This is a genomic window from Methylomarinum sp. Ch1-1 (assembly GCF_030717995.2).
GTDB classification, from domain to species: domain Bacteria; phylum Pseudomonadota; class Gammaproteobacteria; order Methylococcales; family Methylomonadaceae; genus Methylomarinum; species Methylomarinum roseum.
In genome coordinates this window covers 1,930,457-1,951,958 of sequence record NZ_CP157743.1, presented here as the reverse complement: position 1 = coordinate 1,951,958, position 21,502 = coordinate 1,930,457, and the positions used below count along the sequence as shown (strand labels likewise).

The 21,502-nt window shown below is 51.1% G+C and carries 18 protein-coding genes; 9 read left to right on the top strand and 9 right to left on the bottom strand.

Going from position 1 to position 21,502, the window contains the following annotated elements; all coding sequences use genetic code 11:
- Positions 1–16 precede the first annotated feature (16 nt).
- Both lpdA and Q9L42_RS09200 read left to right on the top strand, forming a co-directional pair.
- Positions 17–1,435, top strand: coding sequence for a dihydrolipoyl dehydrogenase (gene lpdA / locus Q9L42_RS09205; RefSeq protein WP_305908736.1), 1,419 nt, complete (start codon positions 17–19; stop codon positions 1,433–1,435).
- Between the two features lie 140 nt (positions 1,436–1,575).
- Positions 1,576–1,830 carry a hypothetical protein gene (locus Q9L42_RS09200; protein WP_305908737.1) on the top strand — a complete coding sequence of 85 codons (255 nt, stop codon included), beginning with the start codon at positions 1,576–1,578 and terminating at the stop codon, positions 1,828–1,830.
- A 157-nt stretch (positions 1,831–1,987) separates the two neighbouring features.
- On the opposite strand, the gene Q9L42_RS09195 is transcribed toward Q9L42_RS09200, so the two are convergent.
- Complete coding sequence (locus tag Q9L42_RS09195) at positions 1,988–2,596, bottom strand: hypothetical protein (protein WP_305908738.1); 609 nt, start codon at positions 2,594–2,596, stop codon at positions 1,988–1,990.
- Positions 2,597–3,619: 1,023 nt separating this feature from the next.
- Positions 3,620–3,871, bottom strand: coding sequence for a GlsB/YeaQ/YmgE family stress response membrane protein (locus Q9L42_RS09190; RefSeq protein WP_305908739.1), 252 nt, complete (start codon positions 3,869–3,871; stop codon positions 3,620–3,622).
- 382 nt (positions 3,872–4,253) lie between these two features.
- Between Q9L42_RS09190 and Q9L42_RS09185 the strand changes: the two genes are divergently transcribed.
- Both Q9L42_RS09185 and Q9L42_RS09180 read left to right on the top strand, forming a co-directional pair.
- Positions 4,254–4,619, top strand: coding sequence for an exosortase system-associated protein, TIGR04073 family (locus Q9L42_RS09185; protein WP_305908740.1), 366 nt, complete (start codon positions 4,254–4,256; stop codon positions 4,617–4,619).
- A 763-nt stretch (positions 4,620–5,382) separates the two neighbouring features.
- Positions 5,383–7,989: a UPF0182 family protein gene (locus Q9L42_RS09180; protein WP_305908741.1), complete on the top strand. Its 2,607-nt coding sequence runs from the start codon at positions 5,383–5,385 to the stop codon at positions 7,987–7,989.
- 42 nt (positions 7,990–8,031) lie between these two features.
- Here the strand turns inward: Q9L42_RS09180 and Q9L42_RS09175 are convergent, their stop codons facing one another.
- Positions 8,032–8,883 (bottom strand): radical SAM protein, encoded by an 852-nt coding sequence (locus Q9L42_RS09175; RefSeq protein ID WP_349432664.1) that lies wholly within the window; start codon positions 8,881–8,883, stop codon positions 8,032–8,034.
- 81 nt (positions 8,884–8,964) lie between these two features.
- On the opposite strand from Q9L42_RS09175, the gene fae reads away from it, so the two are divergent.
- Positions 8,965–9,513 (top strand): formaldehyde-activating enzyme, encoded by a 549-nt coding sequence (gene fae, locus Q9L42_RS09170; protein WP_305908743.1) that lies wholly within the window; start codon positions 8,965–8,967, stop codon positions 9,511–9,513.
- A 472-nt stretch (positions 9,514–9,985) separates the two neighbouring features.
- Positions 9,986–10,576: a DUF2452 domain-containing protein gene (locus Q9L42_RS09165; RefSeq protein ID WP_305908744.1), complete on the top strand. Its 591-nt coding sequence runs from the start codon at positions 9,986–9,988 to the stop codon at positions 10,574–10,576.
- 27 nt (positions 10,577–10,603) lie between these two features.
- On the opposite strand, the gene Q9L42_RS09160 is transcribed toward Q9L42_RS09165, so the two are convergent.
- Positions 10,604–11,197: a hypothetical protein gene (locus tag Q9L42_RS09160; protein WP_305908745.1), complete on the bottom strand. Its 594-nt coding sequence runs from the start codon at positions 11,195–11,197 to the stop codon at positions 10,604–10,606.
- A 383-nt stretch (positions 11,198–11,580) separates the two neighbouring features.
- On the opposite strand from Q9L42_RS09160, the gene Q9L42_RS09155 reads away from it, so the two are divergent.
- Both Q9L42_RS09155 and Q9L42_RS09150 read left to right on the top strand, forming a co-directional pair.
- Positions 11,581–13,317, top strand: coding sequence for a GGDEF domain-containing protein (locus Q9L42_RS09155; protein ID WP_349432663.1), 1,737 nt, complete (start codon positions 11,581–11,583; stop codon positions 13,315–13,317).
- Between the two features lie 74 nt (positions 13,318–13,391).
- Positions 13,392–13,841, top strand: a complete 450-nt coding sequence (locus Q9L42_RS09150; protein ID WP_305908748.1) for a CBS domain-containing protein — start codon at positions 13,392–13,394, stop codon at positions 13,839–13,841.
- Positions 13,842–14,269: 428 nt separating this feature from the next.
- Here the strand turns inward: Q9L42_RS09150 and Q9L42_RS09145 are convergent, their stop codons facing one another.
- Complete coding sequence (locus tag Q9L42_RS09145; RefSeq protein WP_305908749.1) at positions 14,270–16,048, bottom strand: GspE/PulE family protein; 1,779 nt, start codon at positions 16,046–16,048, stop codon at positions 14,270–14,272.
- Between the two features lie 120 nt (positions 16,049–16,168).
- Between Q9L42_RS09145 and Q9L42_RS09140 the strand changes: the two genes are divergently transcribed.
- Positions 16,169–16,477: a hypothetical protein gene (locus Q9L42_RS09140; protein WP_305908750.1), complete on the top strand. Its 309-nt coding sequence runs from the start codon at positions 16,169–16,171 to the stop codon at positions 16,475–16,477.
- A 244-nt stretch (positions 16,478–16,721) separates the two neighbouring features.
- Here Q9L42_RS09140 and Q9L42_RS09135 read toward each other — a convergent pair whose 3' ends face one another.
- The 4 genes from Q9L42_RS09135 to Q9L42_RS09120 are packed head-to-tail and all read right to left on the bottom strand — an operon-like array spanning position 16,722 to position 21,358.
- Positions 16,722–17,534, bottom strand: a complete 813-nt coding sequence (locus Q9L42_RS09135) for a formylmethanofuran dehydrogenase subunit C (protein WP_305908751.1) — start codon at positions 17,532–17,534, stop codon at positions 16,722–16,724.
- Complete coding sequence (fhcD, locus tag Q9L42_RS09130) at positions 17,531–18,427, bottom strand: formylmethanofuran--tetrahydromethanopterin N-formyltransferase (RefSeq protein WP_349432662.1); 897 nt, start codon at positions 18,425–18,427, stop codon at positions 17,531–17,533. Before fhcD ends, Q9L42_RS09135 begins: the two co-directional genes overlap by 4 nt.
- On the bottom strand, positions 18,424–20,091 hold the full coding sequence (locus Q9L42_RS09125) for a formylmethanofuran dehydrogenase subunit A (protein WP_305908754.1): 1,668 nt from the start codon (positions 20,089–20,091) through the stop codon (positions 18,424–18,426). Before Q9L42_RS09125 ends, fhcD begins: the two co-directional genes overlap by 4 nt.
- A gap of 7 nt (positions 20,092–20,098) precedes the next feature.
- A complete protein-coding gene (locus Q9L42_RS09120) occupies positions 20,099–21,358 on the bottom strand; it encodes a formylmethanofuran dehydrogenase subunit B (RefSeq protein ID WP_305908755.1) in 1,260 nt (419 codons plus the stop codon).
- Between the last annotated feature and the right edge of the window lie 144 nt (positions 21,359–21,502).

Here is a 21,502-nt window from a genome sequence, read left to right as displayed (position 1 = left end):
TAAAGGGAGAAAGAATATGCCTGCCGAATCAACAATCAACGCAGAAGTTCTAGTATTGGGTGGAGGGCCGGGCGGCTACACAGCCGCCTTTCGCGCCGCCGATCTGGGCAAGAAAGTGGTGCTAGTGGAAAAGTATCCGGTCCTGGGCGGCGTCTGTCTAAATGTCGGCTGCATCCCTTCCAAGGCCCTATTGCATATCGCCCAAGTCATTCATGAGGCGGAAGCATTCGAGGCCCATGGCGTCAGCTTCGGCAAACCAGAGCTGGATCTGGACAAGATCCGCAGCTGGAAGGAAAGCGTCACCCAGTCCCTTAACAAGGGGCTGGCGCAACTGATTAAACAACGCAAAATCACCCAATTACAGGGAGTCGGCAAATTCACCTCGGCCAATACCCTGGAAGTTCAAGGCGACAATGGCGTGCAGACCGTCCAGTTCGACAACGCCATCATCGCCGCCGGATCGCATCCGACCCAAATTCCGACCTTCCCCAACGACGACCCGCGCCTGATGGACTCCACCGACGCCTTGGCGCTGGAAGATATTCCGGAAAAACTGCTGATCGTCGGCGGCGGCATCATCGGCCTGGAAATGGCCACCGTTTATCACGCCTTAGGCTCGAAAATCAGCGTCGTGGAACTGATGGACCAAATCATTCCCGGCTGCGATAAAGATCTGGTCACTCCGCTGCATAAGCGAATTAAGAAACAATATGACAATATCTGGCTGAAAACCCGGGTTCAATCCATCGAGGCCACCGACGAAGGCCTGAAAGTCAGCTTCGAAGGCGACAAGGCCCCGGACAGCGAGGTGTTCGACAAAGTGCTGGTTGCGGTCGGCCGCAAACCGAACGGCAACCTGCTCGATGCCGACAAAGCCGGCATCGAGGTCGATGAAGCCGGTTTCATCCCGGTCGACAAACAACTGCGCACCAATGTCGACCATATCTTCGCGATCGGCGACATCGTCGGCAACCCGATGTTGGCACACAAGGCTAGCCACGAAGGCAAAATTGCCGCCGAAGTCATCAGCGGCCACAAGGCCGGCTTCGATGCTCTGACGATACCGTCCGTCGCCTATACCGACCCGGAAGTGGCCTGGATGGGACTGACGGAAAATCAAGCCAAGAAACAAGGCATCGAATACGAAAAAGGCGCATTCCCATGGGCGGCTAGCGGTCGATCCTTGAGCCTGGGCCGCAACGAAGGCGTCACCAAGGTCTTATGCGATAAAGAAACCGGTCGCCTGCTGGGCGCCGGCATCGTCGGCCCGAATGCCGGCGAACTGCTCGCCGAAGCGGTGCTGGCCCTGGAAATGGGCGCCGATGCCGAGGATATCGGCTTGACGATACACGCCCATCCGACGCTGTCGGAGACATTCGCGTTCGCCGCGGAAATGGTCACCGGCACGATTACCGACCTGTACGTCAAAAAATAAGCTCATCTTCTGCGGGGGCTTCGCCAAAAGCCCTCGTTTTCATTGAACTTCCTCTCAGTTCCGCCAATTGGCCCGGAATGCCTTCTTGTCAGCACGGTCCAATCGGACATAGAATAAAGACAAACCCAGTGGAGATCATCATGAACATCAATCCAGCCACTAGCGCCCTGAACCTGATTAGCCATTCTCAACAAAAAGCCAACGAGGCCGCTCATACGATTGCCACGCTGCCGGTGCAAAAAGAGGAAGTCGGCGGCGCCGACGACTTCGCCAGCGATGAATTATTCAAACCGGTACTTAGCCTGAAAGAGGCGGAACAAGAAAGTCAAGCGGCCGTCAAACTGCTGCAAACCGACCAGAAAATGCAGCAAAGTCTGATCGATGAGTTCGTTTAAAGGCCAGCGCCCCAAACGACTATAAAGCCATGGCTTTACTCAAGGTCGCTTAACCAAGCGCCCATTTTTAGTTGACCTCTACACAAGTTGTCGGATCCGATCGCGAGCGACACGCTTCGCCGTCGCTAGGCATCTGGACTCGATGAACTGACATTCATTAAAAACTCGTGCCCCAGACCGGATGGGTTCGCGTCTGCCGGATATTCTTACCGGGATGCGCGGTCGTCCACATGCCATCCTTAAGATTAAGCATGTTGATCAGTTCCCCCGCCGCCTGCAATGCGGTAGGGCCAGAAACCGAGCATTGCCACAGCGTCGCCAGACGCGATAGTAGGGCAGCATCCTTTCCTACCGAGCAATTCAGGAAGACAACATGACTGCCTCGACCGAGGACTTTCTGTAATTTTTGCAATTGCGGTTGGTACACTCTGAAGTTGGAATGACCTAGCTTGGTCGAGCCGAACTCCACCTGGACCCGGCTCCAGTTTCGCCCTGCGCCGATTTTACCGTCTAGCGTGGCTTTGTAGCCGGCTCCGGCAATTTCATAACCATGATCTAAGATGTAAAGATGTTCGACTTGCTGGCCGCCGCTTTTATCGAGCACGCCTTCAACGAAACTGGAGATGCCGTCTATTTGTACAGTTTCATCGACACTCAGGCGAAAGTTCGTGCCCCGTATTTGACTGGCTAAAGCATCCATGAGGCCGTTGAACAAGCTACTGCCCTGGCTCAAGCCTCCTTGGAAATCACCGGCAAGAATATCCATTGTTATCTCCTTTATTACAGCAAACTCGACGTTGAAGCGCTTGTTAAGTTAGCATCCGTTAGGGGTTCGTGAGCTTTTTCCGGTTTTATGCGCATACAGTATTTCTCCTTCAGTAATGAGTCGAAGAATAATTTGGGGTATCGACTCGACAATCGACTTATCACTATAACGAACAGGTTCGAATCGCGTCAAAAAAATTTACAAACTTACGATTATGACTCATAGCTGCGGGCTAGGCATCATTGCCTTGTTTATCCAGCAATTCTCAGTTTGAGTATTTTTGCAGGGTTTAGGGCATGGGGTGTGTCTGTCGAGGAGCGCCGTTCACCCAGCACCTAAATTATGCTGGAATGTAAAATATAGTCCAGTAGCCATGGAATTTAGGTGCTGGGTAAACCCATCCCTGGGGGCTTGACGGCCGCATCCTTGCTGCCGACATCCTCGCCAAACACACCCCATGCCCTTTTTGAACGCCAAAGTGGGAATTGCTGTTGTTTATCTGTAGGCCGGCTATTCTGTGGCCGGATCGGATGATATTATCCGTCGTCATCGACGATCTCGAAATGATTGGAGGCGCCCATCAAGGACGACTGGGTAGCGTAGGAAACAGAGAGGAGATGAGTCTAAACCGCTACCTTAAGAAAAGGCATTGCATACATATCAGTAGCATAAAGGGATTATTAAGGTTAAGTTCCCGGTGTAAATTGGATGGAATTATATTTGACGATAAAACGCCCCCACCACGGAACTTAACCTTTTTTACTCTACGAGCCTGAATCTGAGCCAGCAATTTCGACATTCCAAAAAAGTTCATTCAGCGTCATGAGCAGCAAGCTGGCCGACCCATCCAGCAAATGTTCATAACAAATCCCAATTGGAGCCCACACACTTGCCCCGGGGGACAGAATTAACTACGCCGGGGCAACGCGAGATAAGGTGGATACAGTGCGCCGTATCTATCGAAAGTTCAACGAAGCAATTGATTATGACTGCTGTATTGCAAGACCTGGCAGCAGGTTTGCATTATGCCTTTTTAATAATTTTGACAATAAATAACAATAAGGCAGCACCCACAGTGGCTGTAACGATTGAGCCAATTAGCCCTCCCGCAGAGATACCAAGTAACCCAAATACAAAGCCCCCAACCACGGCGCCTATAATGCCGACCACGATATTGCCGAGCAGACCAAAACCACCACCTTTCATTAAAATCCCAGCCAACCAGCCTGCTACGGCGCCAATTGCTAAAAAAATCACCAATCCTGTTATATCCATAGTCCACCTCTGCTGTTGTTAAGATATGCTTAGATATCCTGCGATCTTATTCTATGGTTTTCACATATCTACGCTGTTTTTTTTTCGCGGTCAACCAATTTGTGATATTAGTCATATTCATTCACTACATCTCATCCTTAAATTTCATCAGATTCAGTTTGGTCGGGAACCGGTGAAGTAGACCGTCAGGGACGATGGAAATGCAGATTTTGCAAAAATCTGCCTGTTGCAGACAGCCCGATGAATCAATAATCGACTCCCTCTGATAAAAGTCCACTGAATAACTACGAAATATTCTGGCTAGACTCCTTTGACGCAGGCTATACCTTGTTATATTATCCAGTAGCGTTTCGATATTATTTAATATGAAGGAGAAAAGGTGATGCGTAAACTTCCCCATGTTTTTTTGCTGTGCACACTCACGATTAGTGCCTATACTCCCGCCATCCAGGCCGATGACAACTATACATCTCAAGTTGCTGAGAAATTCACAAGAGGCACCGCCAATCTATTTACCGGCCTGGGCGAGGTTCCCAAAAATATTGTCAATGCCAGCGAAAAGACCAATGCCGTGGTCGGAAGCACCGGCGGCTTGATCATGGGAACACTGGATACGCTGGGCAGAACCGCATCCGGCATCTTCGACATTTTATCCAGCCCACTGCCTACTGAAAGTCTTATTCAACCTGAATATGTTTGGCAAGATTTCAAGCAACCCACCTCCTATGGCGCTGCTTATATTGATTAGGACTTGAGTGTGAATAGTTTCCGTAGGTTGATTCCCGCGCCATGCGTGGGAATCATCATTCCTCTACCTCCGAACCGATCATCTGGTTCTCCCGCACTCGGCTCTCCAGTTGATAGTTTCCTCATCGGGATCGGCTCGCTTGCCCGTGGGTGTCAATCAGTGTGAAAAGCCCTGACTTGCGAAGTAAGCATTCGGCCATTGCTGATGTTCTCTGACATTCCTCCCTGTTCCGCTCCCTTTCTTTTGCTTCGAAATAAAAACGTCAAATACGCTGAAAAACGGCAGCAATTCCTAGTTTGGCATTCAAAAATACTCAAACTGATGCTGGAAAAACGGTGTTAATATGCCCCATAGCCTAAGTGCTTGGATGGTAAAACCTGTTTCGAACAACAGCTATTTGACCTTTTATTCAAGTCACTTAGACTTCCGCACTAACTATTCAGTATCTTTCAGGGTTTAGGGAGTAGACCATTGATTTCTCGGGACGCGTGAATACATCCATGTAAGCTCTGGCTGCAACGTCCTGTTGCAGACAGCCCGATAAATCAATAGCCTACTCCCTCTGATAAAAATACGCTGAATAATTACCCGCGCTTTTCCTTAACCTGACAGTAGTACCAATGACGAGTAAATGGTACTGTTTTAACCGTATTTTGAAAGTTTGGCTGACGTTAACCTGTCGCATGTTCAAAACCCTTTAGTTTTATTCCAAAATTCAATTATTATTCCTGTTCCTACTACAGATAGACAGAGGCGAAACCGTATGCAAGCCAAAGTAGATTCTTCCAGGCGTTTTATAGTTTGGGGAAGCGCGTGTTTTCTCGTGGTGGCAGTTGTTATGTTCGCTGCGACCCATTTCCTGGTCGAGATTTGGTGGCATGACTCGCTCAATATGTTGCTGTATTATCTGTTGCGAATTGCCTACCGGGATTTGATCGCCTTAACGATTACCTTGATTCAAGGGAGCTTTATCTTTCTCAATTTTATCTTGGTTCCGCAACTTCTAGGCTTCGAACCAAAGCAACTGTTTGCCGGTTCAGGGTTCAAGAACCGGCTCAGTGTCTTGATGTTGACGCCTTCTGCTAGGCTATTCATGCTCTCGGCCGCTATCTTTACGATACCGATTTTGACACCGATCTATTTGCATTGGGAAGACTTCCTGTTGTACTTTTTCAATTCAGGGTCGGACATGAAGGACCCTGTCTTCGAACGAGACATTAGCTTTTATTTATTTACCTTCCCGTTATTCAAGTTGGTGCAATATGAGTTGCTAGCGGTATTTTCTTTGCTATTCGCGACCATTGCATTAGTCTATTGGGTGGCTTACCGCCAACTAGATAGCGGAAAAAGACCGTTGCCACCTAGTGCTCAGCTCCATTTGTCGCTACTAATCCTCGTGATTGTCGCAATCCAGGCTTGGTCGATTGCTTTGGAGCGTTTCGATATACTCTATGTCGACCGCCATAAACCGGTCTATTTTGGCCCGGGGTTCGTCGAATTAAATTTTCAGTTGCCGTTGATCTGGCTGAGCTTTTTGTTTTTTATCGCTGCGGCAATTGCAGGCATCTGGTATATACACACCCGTCGCGGTCTAAAACTAATGTTTGTTTGTGCGAGTATTTACTTTGCTACAGTGGCGATAAAACAGGGTGAATGGGTGCCGGGATTGATCGAACGATTTTATGTCGTTCCCAATCCAGTTACCGCCGAACGTAAAAATATTGACTACAACATTCAAGCTACCTTACAAGCGTTCGAATTGGACCGGGTCGAGAGGATCGATTATCCGTTGAAGAGCGCTTCGGATCCGATCAATAGTCAGGCGATCAACAAGGTCTTGAAAAACATCCCATTATGGGATCATGATCTGTTGTTGGCAGGCTACGATCAAATGCAAGCGATCAGAACTTTTTTCGATTTTGATCGAGTCGCGGTCGATCGTTACTGGATAGAAGGCAGGAATTACCAGGTTAACGTGGCGGCTCGGGAACTCAATATTTACAGGCTGCCACAGGAGGCTAAGACCTGGAACAACCTGCATTTTATTTATACTCATGGCTATGGCGTGGTGATGACCCCATCGTTACAGACTGGGAATCAACCCATGCAATGGCTGATTCGTGACCTGAATATGCAAACCGATTATGAACAATTAAAGATTAAGCGACCGCAAATATTCTACGGCCTGGCAAAATATTATTACGCCATTACGCCTAATGATGCTCGTGCGCCGCAACCTGAGGATGAAAACCTCCAAATTCGCAACGATTTGCAAGTAGAGGGCGGTGTAGCGATTTCCTCGTTGTTCCGGAGAATCGTATTGTCGAGTTATCTACAGGATATCGATCTGTTGGTGACGACTAATTTAAACGCCGAAAGTCGCTTGCTTTTCCGGCGTAACATTCTCGAAATGCTCGAGACCCTGGCTCCTTTTTTGACGATAGACCCTAATCCTTATCCGGTCGTGGTTGATGGAAAAATTTATTGGATCGTCGATGCCTACACCGCTTCCAATCAATATCCGCTCGTGGATAACTATAATTTTCCAATCCGCGAGCAAGCAAGTAACGGCGCTGTTCACCGCGTAAATTATCTGCGCAATTCGGTGAAAATCATCATCGACGCCTATAGCGGTCAGCTGGACTTTTATTTGATCGATCCGAAAGATCCAGTCGCGATGACTTATCGTAATATCTATCCGATGCTTTTCAAAGACGCCGATGACATACCTCCCGCCTTTATTAATCATCTGAGTTATCCGAGTCGGTTATTAGCGCTGCAGATGGATGTGTATAGCCGCTATCATCAAACTAATCCGGATGTGTATTATCAGCAGAGCGAGGCGATGAGTTTTCCTGAGGTCGAAGAAAAACGCCTGCTACCGTATTTTCTGACGCTGGCGCCTAGCGGAGGTTTGGGCAATGCCAACCCTGATTTATACCGTTTTTTACTGCTTGCTCCACTGACTAAGATCAATCGGGATAATTTGGGGATAATCGCGATGGCGGGTTGCATCAAAGCGGCCGATTGCCGGTCATCTTATTCGGCCGACATTGCCGTTTATCGATTTTCCTTTGATCAACAAGTCGAAGGTCCGGCCCAAATCAACAGTTTTATCAATCAGGACCCGATCATTTCACAGCAATTGACCCTTTGGCAACAACGAGGCACCAAAGTCATTAAAGGTCGGATGATTATCGTGCCGGTGGATGGCAATTTGCTTTACATTCAACCTATCTATACTCAGTCTACACGAACTACCGGTTTTCCCCAGTTAACCCGCATCATCGTCGCGATGAACCAGGTGGCGGCAATGGATGCTTCGATAGAAGGCGCTTTCCAGAAATTAAAAGCCAAGTTGGGATTGTGAAATAGCTTAGACTTCACTCGGTGAGCAACATGAATCAGTCCATTAAAAACTGATGCGAACCTTGTAGCCGAGCGCCCTTATTCGTTCGGCAAATTGGTTCATCTGTTCTTCGTTCACCTTAGCTAATTCATCCGCTTCAGGCTGCAGCGATTGCCGGGCGATGCCGTAGAGCAGAATTTCCTGCAGCGCTATCTCGCCCTTAATCCGTTTCAATAACGCCAGATAGGCGTTTCGCTCCTCTTCCGTCCAAGGAAACTGTTTAAAATTTAATAAACAGGTCTGCAGCTTGGTCCGGCACAGGCTAGCGGATATTTTTAAATGCTCCAACACCATACGGTCGCTTTCTACGCTGTTGTTGATTTTTCGACGCCCTTGCTCGGTTGCGCTATCGAGTTTGAACCAGACCTCGCCGGCAAAGCGATTTAACTGTTTCAGGCCCTCTTGAACTTTGGCCTGATGCATTAAGCTGCCATTGGTAATCAAGACGAAGCCTATCTCTGGAAACAAACCTTTTCCCTGGGCAAGTTCGCCGATCAACTGCACCGCTTTAGCAAAATCCGGCAAGCTGGTCGGCTCACCGTTCCCGGAAATGGCGATATCCTTGATCACCCGCAGATGTTCGGGCACTTGAAAACGGTCGAAAAAATCGCCATGCAAAACCTGATCAATAAAATAATCCAACTCCTCCGCCAACAATGCAAAATCCGCTTCCGGCGCCGTCCCTCTACTTAAATCAGGCACCTGACAATAGACGCAACGCCAATTACAGGCATTATTGGTATTGAAATTGATGCCGATGGACAGCCCCCCCGCCCTTCTTGAAATCACCGGATAAACATATTTCAAACCCGCGACATCGCGGTTATGGTCGGTCGTCGATAATCCTTGTGTCACTGCGCTATTAAAGTTATATCTGAAACATGTTATTCTACGCCGTTAGGAATACTTTTTTAATGTTTTTAACAGGAGATGAACATGAGTGAAAGAATTGTGATGCGTACCGGTGAAGCTCTGGTTGCCGGCGGACCTCCAGGCACGGCGGCAGAACCCGAAATCGTTATCGGCGAACTGGACGGCCCTGTTGGTACCGCATTGGCGACCTTAACCGGCGATCAGGTTAAAGGTCATTCCAAAGTCTTTGCCATTCTGAATACCGACATTCAGGTACGTCCTGTTACCCTGATGGTCAGTAAAGTCACCGTCAAAGATAACCGTTACACCAATATCCTGATGGGAACGGTACAGGCGGCCATCGCCAACGGCGTCTTGGACGCAGTCCGCGCCGGCGACATTCCCAAAGAAAAAGCGAATGACCTGGGCATCATCTGCTCAGTCTGGTTGAATCCAAGCGTCGCCAAAGACGACAACCTGGATCACCAAATCCTGTTTGATATTCACCGTAAAGCCACGGCACAGGCGATCCACAAAGCGATGACCAATACACCGGACATCGACTGGTTGCTGGAAAATCAAGACAAAATCACCCATAAATATTTCCAAATGGGTCTGGACGGTAAAATCTAAGCGACTTTGCTGACCAAAAAAGCCTCGCCATCGCGGGGCTTTTTTATGGGTATAGTTCTGGCCTATTCCAACCCAGGTTATGGCTATCAGAAGTTGACGTAACTGGCGCCGATACCTGAAACCCTAGTGAACCGAGATTATTTCAACCTTGCCTGCCGCTTGAATTCACGAAAAAACACGCTAAGCCAACCTGAGCTCCGGTTAAGAAACCAGCCTGATCAAGTAGACCTTCCAGAAGACGCCGTTCACCCAGCACCTAAATAAACGAAGATGATTTATCGCAGCCATTAGCCTATGGAATTTAGGTGCTGGGTGAATACGTCCATGGCTGCTAACAGCTCCTGCTTACCGCTGCACTTACACGTCCTTGTGCGGCGTAGGCTTGAGCACACCTCTTCCAGAGCGACCTGATACCGTCTTAGCTCTTTGCAATATATGATTTTTTATCCCGAACTGAGGAAATTCTAAGTCAATGGATTCCAGCCCGAAATTCCCTAATCCTCAAGGCAAAGGCCTGTCTCCTGTGCTGGAGAGTTTACGGCAGGCCAAAACACAGCTGTCAGTGCCGGCGAAGAACATCGACCGGATAAGTAACGAACTCTTCACGTCCCTTTTTATCCTGAACAGCCAAATCAGATTCAAGCCGGTCTCCGGACAAGGTTATTGGCTTTACCGGAAAAACGGCCGCTACAATCTATCATTAATAGCGCCCGAACAATGGTCTACTCATCAATACGGTCGTTATATCGGTCGCTGCGAACTACAGGCCGATCTGACCTGGACGCTGCGGCTGTCGGGGCAATGCCTGAACGACCCTGCCCTAATCGACGAAATCAAGCGTCGGCGCGAACGTTTCGAAAACAGCATGCAACGGGCCGAACGGATAGACGACCTGCTGCCGGTTTATATCGAAACACTGCCCTTCTACTCCCGCGCGCTGGCTTCGGCGCTGGCGCACTCATTGAAACAATCGATGCAAAAAGGCGGCATCAGCGGCTTGAATTTTAACCAGGCTCGTAGGATACTCACGCAGCAGCATGAAGAAAACCCCACGGAAAAATAAGCTTACATAATCTAATCGTCATTGTCTCTAAGTCTGCTTGGCGACATCGGTTTTATCCAATGACCGTATGACGTCCTTATCCTTAAAATAGTCATCTGTACCGTAGCCATCTATCGTTTGTCTTTTAAATTGATGATTCTTCCATGAATACCAGCCAAACAGGCGCAAGCCCAAATAATCGGTATAGATGATCCAGTTCCTCTCGCCGACCGCATTTTGTGACTCTCGGTAAGCGATATCGGCCTTTTTGCGCTGCGCTTTACCGCCTATCGCCTGTCCATCTCCGACATGGCCCCGGTAATAGTCCAGGTCATGTCGTATCGAGACGATGTCCTTGTCAAAACCCAGCACCCTCAAAAAGCGCGGAACTCTTAACCAAGGAACAGGATGAGACTTACCATCCGCCCTCTTATAAAAGCCATTATCGTAAGGCTCAACAAGGTTCTGATACAATTGTCCTTTAATCCCCCTCAGAGCCAAAAACATGCGGACTGCGATTCTGTTGTCGAGCTTGCTGTCGGGATTGTTGATTAAGTTTTCAAAGCCCTCGTTGAATATCGAAAAATCCTCATCGCCGAATTCAGCTTTACCACCCGGCTTATATGCTTGTATTTTTAACATTTTCTTCCTCCAGCCCGTCTAACTGACAAAAAGAGTCGACTTATGATTAAAGCGTTGTCGCACTCCGCAATCAAATCTATCACAAATCATATCGGATGATATATTTATCCGATTTAAACGATCAATCAGAGTAAAATTGCGTGTAACTATTTAAAATTTTCGGGTTTTAGACAGCCCGATAAATCAATAACCTACTCCTTCTTATAAAACTACGCTGAATAATTACAATTGCGTTAACACTGGCCGATAACATCATGGCATCAGGCTACCGCGAACTATTCCTTACACAACCTCTCCCAGTTTCCGGACACACGCTAATTCGACTCATTGGTTTTAACTTGATCTCTGTTCTCCTCATGCTCCCCTCTGTTAACAGAGGGAAGATGGCAAAATTAAATAAGACAGCCTTCATGCTGGTTTTTCTCTGGGCTCTGTATGGCTTCTCCGGGGCCGTCGCGGCTGACGAAGCACCCCGATCGTTGCAATCGGGCTGGCAATACCGCTGGGGTGACTCGCCCTTCAACGACAAAGGAGTTCCGGAATGGACGCTAGCCGAGGACGAAGCTGCACACTGGACTGATATCGATTTCCCTTCCAACCCGCCCGCTCGCAACGGCAACATCAACGTCTGGTACCGCACCACCTTACCTGAAGGAAATTGGCGCGACCCGATCATCTACATTTATAGCGTCGACTTGATCGTCCAGGTGTATTTGGACGGCAAGCAGATCTATCATTACGGAACGTTTGACTCGCAGGGTCAAGGTCGATTCGAAGGTTGGCCATGGCACATGATTGATTTGCCGGAAAATTTCGCCGGCAAGCCTATTTATTTTCGGATATTTTCCGACTATAGCGATATCGGTCTATGGGGCGAAATCAAAATCATGGAGCGACTGGATCTGATCCGCTACATTTTCGACCACTCGGTGGAACAGATTATTGTCAGTTTCTTTTCTTTCCTGATCGCGATACTGGCGATAGCTTTTGCGCTGTTGCAATCCGAGCGGAAAAGCTTTTTTTATCTAGCCTTGTTCGCCTTGTCGTCCGCATTCGTCGTGTTGGGCCAGAGTCAAATCAAGCAATTGCTGTTCAACGCCCCGTTGCTATGGGATCACTTGGGCGCCGCCGGCTATTTCATGCTGCCGGTTGCGATGGCGTTTTTATTCGGAGAATGGTGCGCCGGAAAATTCATCCTCCTCACCCAGTCGGTAGGGGTATTTCACCTCGCTTATGCAGTGGGCGCCATTACGCTATCCGTGAGCGGCCATGGCGAAATCTCCAACATGTACTTCATCTTTGACGGCTTGTTCGCGATCAGCCTGGTCATTTTGTTCGGCGTCGCATTCGTCTTGTTCAGGAAAGTCGGCGCCGAGAAGAAAACCATCATCGTCAGCTACGCCATATTCAGTCTTTTCCTGCTGGTTGACATGGCCGTCGCGCACAGTTATCTCCCTTGGCACAGGGTGCCGATGGCATGGGGACTGCTGGCTTTCCTGCTGGCGATCACCGCGATCTCTCTGCACCATTTCACAGTCACGCAAAACGCGCTGAAAGAACTCAATGCGACCTTGGAACAACTCGTCGCCGAACGCACCCGGGAACTCGAATACCTGGCATCCCAGGACCCGCTGACCGACGTCTTGAATCGAAGAGCCTTCCACGAAAAAGCGGAACCGATATTTCGCAGCGCCCAACGCTATAACCGAGATTTGGCGGTTATCGTTCTGGACATCGATCACTTCAAGCGCTTCAACGACAATTACGGCCATGCGGTCGGCGACGAGGTGCTGGTCCAGGTCGCCGCTTGCTGCCGGAAAGTTTGTCGAGAAACCGATTTCACTGCCCGTTTCGGCGGTGAGGAATTCACCCTCCTGCTCGAAGAAGCCAGTGAGCAAAACGCCTTGAAATTCGCCGAACGCTTACGCAAAACTATCGCGGCGCTGCAAATTCCCGCGATCGATCAGCGCATCACCGCGAGTTTCGGCATCAGCTCGCTGTCTACGCCGGCCGAAAGCTTAGATGAGCTGATTATCAGAGCCGATCAGGCGCTATACCGAGCGAAAAATGTGGGACGAAACAACTGTCAGGTCTGGAAGACGACGCATACTTTTCTGTAAAAACAGCTTGACAGCTCGCTGACAGATATGAACAAGATGAGCCCTGTCGGGTTTAATCGTGTAAAGGGGCCATCATGTCATTAGCTAAGATTTGTAACCGCGAAGTCGTCATCGTCGAAAATAAGGCTTCGATTCAGGAAGCAGCCGCCTTGATGAGACAATATCATGTCGGCTGCCTGGTCGTCACCGAACAGCGAGGCGAACGAAATTTTCCGATCGGCATCTTGACGGATCGGGATATCGTCATTGAACTGATCGCCAAGGCTGTTGATCTCGCCGCCGTGACCGTCGGAGACGTCAGCAGCGGCGACCTGAAGTTGGCCGGCGAAAACGACGACGTGATCGATACGCTTAAACAAATGCGTTATCACGGCATCAGACGCATGCCGGTGGTCGACGAGCAAGGCGCATTAGTCGGCCTGATCACGCTGGACGACCTGCTGGAACTGCTCGCCGAACAACTGAAAGACTTAGCAGGTCTGATCAGCAAAGAACAACACAGCGAAAAGCAAGCGCATCCCTAACAAACCAGCAATTCCCACTTTGGCGTTCAAAAAGGGCATGGGGTGTGTTTGGCGAGGATGTCGGCAGCAAGGATGCTGCCGTCAAGCCCCCAGGAATGGGTTTACCCAGCACCTAAATTCCATGGCTACTGGACTATATTTTACATTCCAGCATAATTTAGGTGCTGGGTGAACGGCGCTCCTCGACAGACACACCCCATGCCCTAAACACCGCAAAAATACTCAAACTGATGGGAATTGCTGCTAACAAACGCGACTGATGCAATTGCAGCAAATACTGTAGCATAGCAATTTCCAATTTAGAGATCTAAAAGTGCGTGAGGTGTGTCTGGCGAGAATGTCGGTAGCAAGGATGCCGACGTCAAGCCCCCAACGGCGCTCCTCGACAGACACAACTCATGCGCTGCCGCCGCTACGCCGCTTATTTGCTAGCTTATTGAGGATTCCGGCGCGACCCTGAGCACTTCCTCGATCGAGGTCAGGCCGGTCAACACTTTTTCCACTCCGCTCAACCGCAATGTGCGCATGCCTTGCTGCAACGCTAGACGCTGCAAGCCCGTTGCGTCGCAATTTTCCACAATCCGCCTCTGTATCGTCGGACTGTTTTGAAACACCTCATAAATGCCGACCCGACCGGCATAACCGGTATGGCGGCAATCGTTACAGCCGCCCGGCCGATATATCGTTTCAGGCTTCTCGACCTTGAACGGCTGCACCAGGGTTCGCCATTCGGCCTCGTCGACGGCCGTTTTGCGCTTGCATTTCGGACACAGGGTACGGATCAATCGTTGCGCCATCACGCCAAGCAAGGTCAGCTTGATCAAATAAGGCTTCACGCCCAGCTCCAGCATACGGGTCACCGCGGAAGGCGCATCGTTGGTATGCAGCGTCGACAACACCAGGTGTCCGGTCAATGAAGCCTGAACGGCCATTTCCGCGGTCTCCAGGTCGCGTATTTCACCGACCATGATGATATCGGGGTCCTGGCGCATCAAGGTGCGGATGCCGGCAGCGAAGTTCAGGCCGATATTGTGCTGAACCTGCATCTGGTTGAAACCCGGTTCGATCAGCTCGATCGGATCCTCGACGGTACAGACGTTAACCTCTGCGGTCGCCAACTGTTTCAGCGTCGAATACAACGTCGTGGTCTTGCCCGATCCGGTCGGCCCGGTCACCAGTATGATGCCATGCGCCTGATGACTCATCTCCCGCCATAATTGCTGTTCCTTTTTATTGAAACCCAGCTCGGAAAAATTTTTCAACAGTATTTCCGGATCGAATATCCGCATGACCATTTTCTCGCCGAACGCGGTCGGCATCGTCGACAGCCTTAATTCGACTTCGTTGTCGTTTTTTAGAGTTTTTAGACGACCGTCCTGAGGCCTACGCTTTTCGGCGATATTCATCCGCCCCAGCGTTTTGATGCGACTGACCACCGCGTCCATCACCGCACTCGGCAATTCGTAGACATGATGCATCACGCCGTCGATGCGAAAGCGCACATTGCTTTTTCCACGTCGCGGCTCCAAGTGTATGTCGCTGGCGCGTTGGTCGAAAGCATATTGAAACAGCCAATTGACCAGGCTGACGATATGCCGGTTATTGACTTCCAGATCGCTTTTCTCGCCCAGCTCGACCAGCTGTTCCAGATTGGTCAGCTGACTGCTGCGTTGATCGGGGCGGTTCGAGGCGCCTTTGACCGACTTGGAAAAGGCATAGAGCTCTTCGCTATAGCGGGCGATATCCTGAGCATTCGCGTAAACGCGTTTCATTTTCTTCTTCAGCATGTGACCTAGATCGGCTTCCCATTCGCGCAGGAAAGGTTCGCTGGTCGCTACCGTCACGCTGTGCTCGTCCATAGCGACGGGCAATATCCCGTAACGTTCGGCATAAGGCTTCGGACAAACCGTGGTGACCTTGACCACGTCGATTTTCAGCGGATCGATAAAATAATAAGGCAAACCGACCTTCGCCGCGATCCATTGTGACAGTTTTTCCTCGGTAAAATGTTTGCGCAAACGGCCTTTTTCCGCTGCCTGATATTGGCAAATGACTTCGACCGCTTGTCGATCCCGATTCTCCCAATGCAGCGAAAAGCTGTGCAGTTCGGCATATTCCTGCGGGTCGATCAACTGATCGCCTAGCATCCAATCGAGCACTTCATCGACCGTCAAACGATGTTCATGTTGCGAAATAGCCTTCTTCATAATGCGCTCTATAGAATTACGATTATTTAATTGCTTTCTGCGGCTTCGGCATGGCCAGTAACGGCCTCACCTTAATGAGCTCAGCATCAGCGCATGCCCCAATCACGGAAAGAGAATACGATGACAATCACACTTATGCCGTTCATGCGCCTCTATCGCCCCGGCGACGGCAAAGCCATCACCCCCGGTGGTCATGCCGCCAAAAAAACACCGCGTAGATTGGATAAATCCAGAAATTTGTTTGGCCGCACTAACTATTCCAGCAATATCATCACTTTGGCGTTCAAAAAGGGCATGGGGTGTGTTTGGCGTGGATGTCGGCAGCAAGGATGCTGCCGTCAAGCCCCCAGGGATGGGTTTACCCAGCACCTAAATTCCATGGCTACTGGACTATATTTTACATTCCAGCATAATTTAGGTGCTGGGTGAACGGCGTCTTCTATAGCAAGAGACTGATAGTAAAAGCATTTTTATACTGAATAGTGACGTTTGTCATTAAAAATTCTCTCCAATAAAAAAGCCTTAGCCGTTCGAAACAGCTAAAGCTTTCTATCTATTAAGTCAGGTATACTCGCGAGGAATAAATATGGGACCCGCATCAAGCCTAGCATAATGCGGGAAGCCGAAGTTCCCGGCACTCCTTATTTCAACACGCGACAGACGGGCTAGCGAATTACTGTTTAACCAGCACTTCGCCCTTGCCGACTTCGGCCATATCGCCACCGTAACGCCGCGCACGGTTGAAGGCGACCGACGCATCGGCGAACTTGCTGTTCAAATGTCTGAACGAAGCAAACAGCATCGGCAAGAAGGCCAAGGTATGCGGCCCGCAATCATTGAAGGTCGCCGACAACTGCGGTTGATTCCACAATAATAGCGTTCCCCGACGCATCGCGTAGCCCAAATAACGGCCAGTCTGCCCCATCACCGCGATCGTGCCGGCCACCATTCTGGAACCGCAATAATCGCCGGCATCCCCTTCGACCAATATCACCCCGCGGCGCATGTGGTCGCCTGCTCTCTCGCCGACGCTGCCCTTGACCAGGATCGTGCCGCCCTTCATGCCCTGTTTATTGCCGGGCAATGCCGCGCCAAGAAAATCGCCGGCATCGCCATCAATCTGTAACAGGCCGTTTTTCATTTCACAGCCGGCATAGAGCCCTGCATTACCGGTCACCTGTATGCGTCCGGATTTCATATCCTGGCCTAAGTAGGCTCCGGCATCGCCGTGTACGGTGATACTGCCGCCCTCCAGTTCTTTGCCGATGAAGTCCAGCTTGCCATAGCTACCTTCGATAACGATATTCTGCGTATCGTCGCCTTTAATCTTGAACAACTCATCTACCCTGATCGTGCGCTTACCATTCTGCAACCTGATCGCGGCAATCTCAGTAGGCTCCAGATCCTGCAATTTCTGACAGACCAATGGCGACATATCGACGCGCTGATCCAGTCGCTGTTTCATCGTCAATGTTAATGCACTCATGCCATGATCTCCTGCAAGTGGAAGTGAAACGGTCCCAGTTTGCCGCCGTAGTTGCCGGCGCTGATACGACGAATGCCGTTTTCTGCGCCCAGGTCACAAACGGCCTGGATGCCGACGCGCATGGCCCTGTCGATGTCTTCCTTGCTGAGGCCGTCGATGACGATTTCCATCACCGATTCGACTTCCGGGGACAGATCGGTTTGGGTAATGCCTTTCAACGTCGGACAGAAAGCATCATTGGTCGACGCACCCAAGGCCGGATACTTGGAGCCGACCTTGGAGCCGGATCGCACGACGCCCCCCGGGAACGGCATGATCACATTCGGGATCTTGCGCATTTCTTCGATCGCCGCCTCGCAAGCCGCCAAAGCCTGCGGTTGCGACTCGGCCAGCACCAGGAAGTTGCCGCCGCCGACCGCCTCGACCTGAGCGGTGGTCGCCTCGGTCAGGAACTCGCCGTCCATGACCGGCACCCGCCAATAACGCTTGCCGTTTATTTTCTTGGAGATCTGGAAGCCGTCGCCGAAATAACGCAGATTCTTGCCTAACGGAATCTGTTTACCTTCATCGATACCGGCAAACAAGGCCGAAGTCGGCGAAGTCAGCACACACTGCCCGGCCCGGGTTTCCAATTGCTTGGCCAGGCCCTTACCGCCCATCGCGAAAATCAGTATCGATACGCCGGGCCGGCCGTCAGGGGTTTCCGACGGGTCCAATACTCGCTCAATGCCGGCTTCGCAACCACAGGCGATGACCGAGGTGGCGAAACCCGTCATCGCCTGAGCGGAAATCATCGCCCATTTTTCGTTTTGCGCGGTAATGACCGCCCGCGTCCCCTTCATCGGAAACGCCTCGGCGAAGGTCTTGTCAATCTGGACGCCGTTGATGATCATAATGCGCCTCCCACGGTTGGATGAACGGTCAGGCTACCGCGCCCGTCCTCGGTGATTTCATCATCACTGATTTTAAAGTTTCCTAGTTTCATGGTCAGATAACGATCGAAATAAGTTTGCAGATCTTTTTCCACGCCGGCGTCGTAATCGGGCTCGACGACATGAGTTGTGCCCCAGGTGACTTTCACCACCTGCCCGTCTTGCACGACCAGCTCGCCGTCCTTGAACACATAATCCGGTTTCTCGAACATCTTCTGCCGATCGGCATGATCGGTGTAGACGGTAATGTCGGCCCAGTTTCCAGGCGTCAGTGCGCCGCGGTTCTGCAAACCGATAATCTTAGCCGCGCCCGCGCGGGTCATGATCGCGATCTCCTGCAGACTGTATTCGCGGTCGATCGAAGCCAGCGTCGTCATCTTCTGCGCTTCCGGATGAATCGTCGCCAGCATGTCGTTGCGGAAACTCTTATCCATCAACAGCCGGATCAAATGCGGATAACTGGTGAACGGTGCGCCGTTCGGATGATCCGTGGTCAGGAACACGCGCCACGGGTCATCGACCAGCAGGAAGATTTCCAGACCGATCGCCCATTGCAGTGCGTTGACGAAGTTCTGATCGCGATATTTGAACGGCACGACGCCGCAACCGGCGTCGCATTCGATATCCATGCACACCCATTTGTTCGGACTGGCGAACTGGTGATTGGCGTGCTGACGCATGTTGTCGCCGGATGCGGTGACGGTCTGTCCGAACAGGATTTGGCCGACATCGGTGGTGATATTCTTGTTCTTGTTGATCGCTTCGGCGATTTGCGCCGCACCGGACGAAAACTTGAAATCCCCTTCGGCGCCGTAGCTGTGAAATTGGATATGGGTCAAGTGCATCGGCAAGCCGCCGATGCCTTGTATCGTGTCCAGCGTGGTGTTGACATTGCCCGGCACGCCCAGATTACAGCCATGCACATGCAACGGAAAACTTAACCCCAATTCCTTGACCGCCCGCGCCAGAGTTTGCAGAATCTCACGCGGCGATACGTTGTAATAAGCGTTTTTCTCGTCCAGATCCAGCTTCCGTTGGTTGAATTTGAAGGCGCTGATGCCGCCGGCGTTGACCACCTTGATGCCGATCGCCTTGGAGGCTTTCAACGTCCAAGCGACATAATCGTTGACCGCCTGCTGATCTTTCTTCGCCGTCATCATGCGCAGCAAATAATCGTCGCTGCCCAACAATACATAGCCGCCCTTGTCCAGGATCGGAATATCGCCCATTTCCATATGCGCCTGACGGGCGTTAACCGGCAACACCGCCGGTTCGAATGCGGCCGTGTATCCCATTTCCGCATAACGGTAGCCGGTCACGAAGGTGCTCGGCATCGCATGCCCGCATCCGGAGCGAGTCAATTGACTGCGCACGACCGGATCGGCGCGGTGATCTTCCGGCAATAGGATGCGCGCGATATTGCCCTTGCCGCCGCCAATATGCGTGTGCAAATCGATCGCCCCTGACATCACCACCTTGCCGTTCAGATCGTATTCTCGGTCAATCTTGACGTCGTCGCCGGGTTTGGCGACGATTTTGCCGTCCTCTATATAAATATCCTGTTTTTGTCCATCGATCCCACCTGCAGGATCGTAGACCGTTCCGCCTGTTAGTTTAATCAGCATGTCTCACCTACAACGCTTGTTCAATGGCATTCAACACCTCCGCCGTGCTGGGCAAACCGGAGTCCCTTAATTTCTTCAGTCGAATCGCAACGACACTGTCCAACCGGTAAGCATGCCCCGCATGATCGATGCCTGGCGTGCCGACCGGAATATACACCTCCGGCTCCTGATCGAAGCTCATGCCGGAACGCCCGACCACGACCGTCGGCACATCGGCCTTAGGCGGCAGCGCGGCGCTGTTGAAAGCCTGCACCCAGACCAAGGCGTCGGCTTCGCCATTGCTCAGCATTAATTCGGTGTCATTCAAAAAAGGATCGTATTCCGGATAGCCGCGGGAAAATCCGGTACGCGCTGCATAACCGGTGGTCCAGCCGCAAACCTGATTGGCGGTCTGGTCGCCTTCCTTGCCGCCTAGCGGGAAGCCGGAACAACGACTGCCCTGATCATTGATGTCTTTGACCAAGTCGCAGATCTTTTGTACGGTCAATTCAGCTTGACTGAAATTCAAGGATCCCGCCGCCCACGTGACGACGCCGTAACGGGCTTTTTGCAATTGCTCAGCGATCTGCTGCAATTCGGCCAGCTCGATGCCGGCAACACTGTCGGCCACGACCTTGTTGCCTTTAACCAGCGCCGACAATACCGCGACGACCTCGGGCAAGTCCTGATCGGCGCAGGTCAAAACCTTGGCCTGGCGCCCGTCCGGCGAAGTAGAAGCGTCGCCGGACGGCGCCTTACCCAGATAAACCACTTCGCGAGCGCTGGTGTCGGGCAAATGCATCGCCACCTTGTTCCACAGATAGCGCTCGTAGAAGCGCGGCGCGAAGGTTTCCAGGTCGGCGCCGACCACGATCAACACATCACAGCGGTTTTTGATTTCCGCCAAAGTCGTGGTCATCCAGCCGGCATCCTGCAGCGCCAGGATGTTGCGCCTAGCGGCATTGAAATTCATGTTGTCGACCACCGCGCCGCTGCGATCGGCCGTAGCCAGTACCGCGCGCATGCCGTTGACATCGGTGGCGCAACCTCCGATCACCGGTTGGTTGCTGCCGCGCAGGATATCCGCTGCCTTGGCGACCGCCTGATCCAAACTGACTTCTTGACCGTCGATCCTGGGACGGCTATCGGTTATCGCCTGTTCGAACGCCGGCGTATTGACGGCGCAACCATTTTCAGTCACTTTCAGCGCGACGCCATCAACCTGTACCGTCAGATCATCTGTGCCTATGCCGCAAAAAGGACTGGGCACTTCTGTTATTTCTGCCACACGCTTTCCCTCTTGATTATATTTTTGAAGCTGTAGATCAAACAGGCGGCGTAAAACCCAATCCCGCTCGCCTGAAAGTCGAATGTAAATGTTCTGTATTCTATCGCAATCTATAACTCCCTGTCTCTTTATCGGCAAAAGCAA

What these genes read in the sequence shown, in the direction of transcription:
- lpdA (WP_305908736.1), top strand. Translation starts at nt 17, where the DNA reads ATGCCTGCCGAATCAACAATCAACGCAGAAGTTCTAGTATTGGGTGGA.
- Q9L42_RS09200 (WP_305908737.1), top strand. Translation starts at nt 1,576, where the DNA reads ATGAACATCAATCCAGCCACTAGCGCCCTGAACCTGATTAGCCATTCT.
- Q9L42_RS09195 (WP_305908738.1), bottom strand. Translation starts at nt 2,596, where the DNA reads ATGGATATTCTTGCCGGTGATTTCCAAGGAGGCTTGAGCCAGGGCAGT.
- Q9L42_RS09190 (WP_305908739.1), bottom strand. Translation starts at nt 3,871, where the DNA reads ATGGATATAACAGGATTGGTGATTTTTTTAGCAATTGGCGCCGTAGCA.
- Q9L42_RS09185 (WP_305908740.1), top strand. Translation starts at nt 4,254, where the DNA reads ATGCGTAAACTTCCCCATGTTTTTTTGCTGTGCACACTCACGATTAGT.
- Q9L42_RS09180 (WP_305908741.1), top strand. Translation starts at nt 5,383, where the DNA reads ATGCAAGCCAAAGTAGATTCTTCCAGGCGTTTTATAGTTTGGGGAAGC.
- fae (WP_305908743.1), top strand. Translation starts at nt 8,965, where the DNA reads ATGAGTGAAAGAATTGTGATGCGTACCGGTGAAGCTCTGGTTGCCGGC.
- Q9L42_RS09165 (WP_305908744.1), top strand. Translation starts at nt 9,986, where the DNA reads ATGGATTCCAGCCCGAAATTCCCTAATCCTCAAGGCAAAGGCCTGTCT.
- Q9L42_RS09160 (WP_305908745.1), bottom strand. Translation starts at nt 11,197, where the DNA reads ATGTTAAAAATACAAGCATATAAGCCGGGTGGTAAAGCTGAATTCGGC.
- Q9L42_RS09155 (WP_349432663.1), top strand. Translation starts at nt 11,581, where the DNA reads ATGGCAAAATTAAATAAGACAGCCTTCATGCTGGTTTTTCTCTGGGCT.
- Q9L42_RS09150 (WP_305908748.1), top strand. Translation starts at nt 13,392, where the DNA reads ATGTCATTAGCTAAGATTTGTAACCGCGAAGTCGTCATCGTCGAAAAT.
- Q9L42_RS09145 (WP_305908749.1), bottom strand. Translation starts at nt 16,048, where the DNA reads ATGAAGAAGGCTATTTCGCAACATGAACATCGTTTGACGGTCGATGAA.
- Q9L42_RS09140 (WP_305908750.1), top strand. Translation starts at nt 16,169, where the DNA reads ATGACAATCACACTTATGCCGTTCATGCGCCTCTATCGCCCCGGCGAC.
- Q9L42_RS09135 (WP_305908751.1), bottom strand. Translation starts at nt 17,534, where the DNA reads ATGAGTGCATTAACATTGACGATGAAACAGCGACTGGATCAGCGCGTC.
- fhcD (WP_349432662.1), bottom strand. Translation starts at nt 18,427, where the DNA reads ATGATCATCAACGGCGTCCAGATTGACAAGACCTTCGCCGAGGCGTTT.
- Q9L42_RS09125 (WP_305908754.1), bottom strand. Translation starts at nt 20,091, where the DNA reads ATGCTGATTAAACTAACAGGCGGAACGGTCTACGATCCTGCAGGTGGG.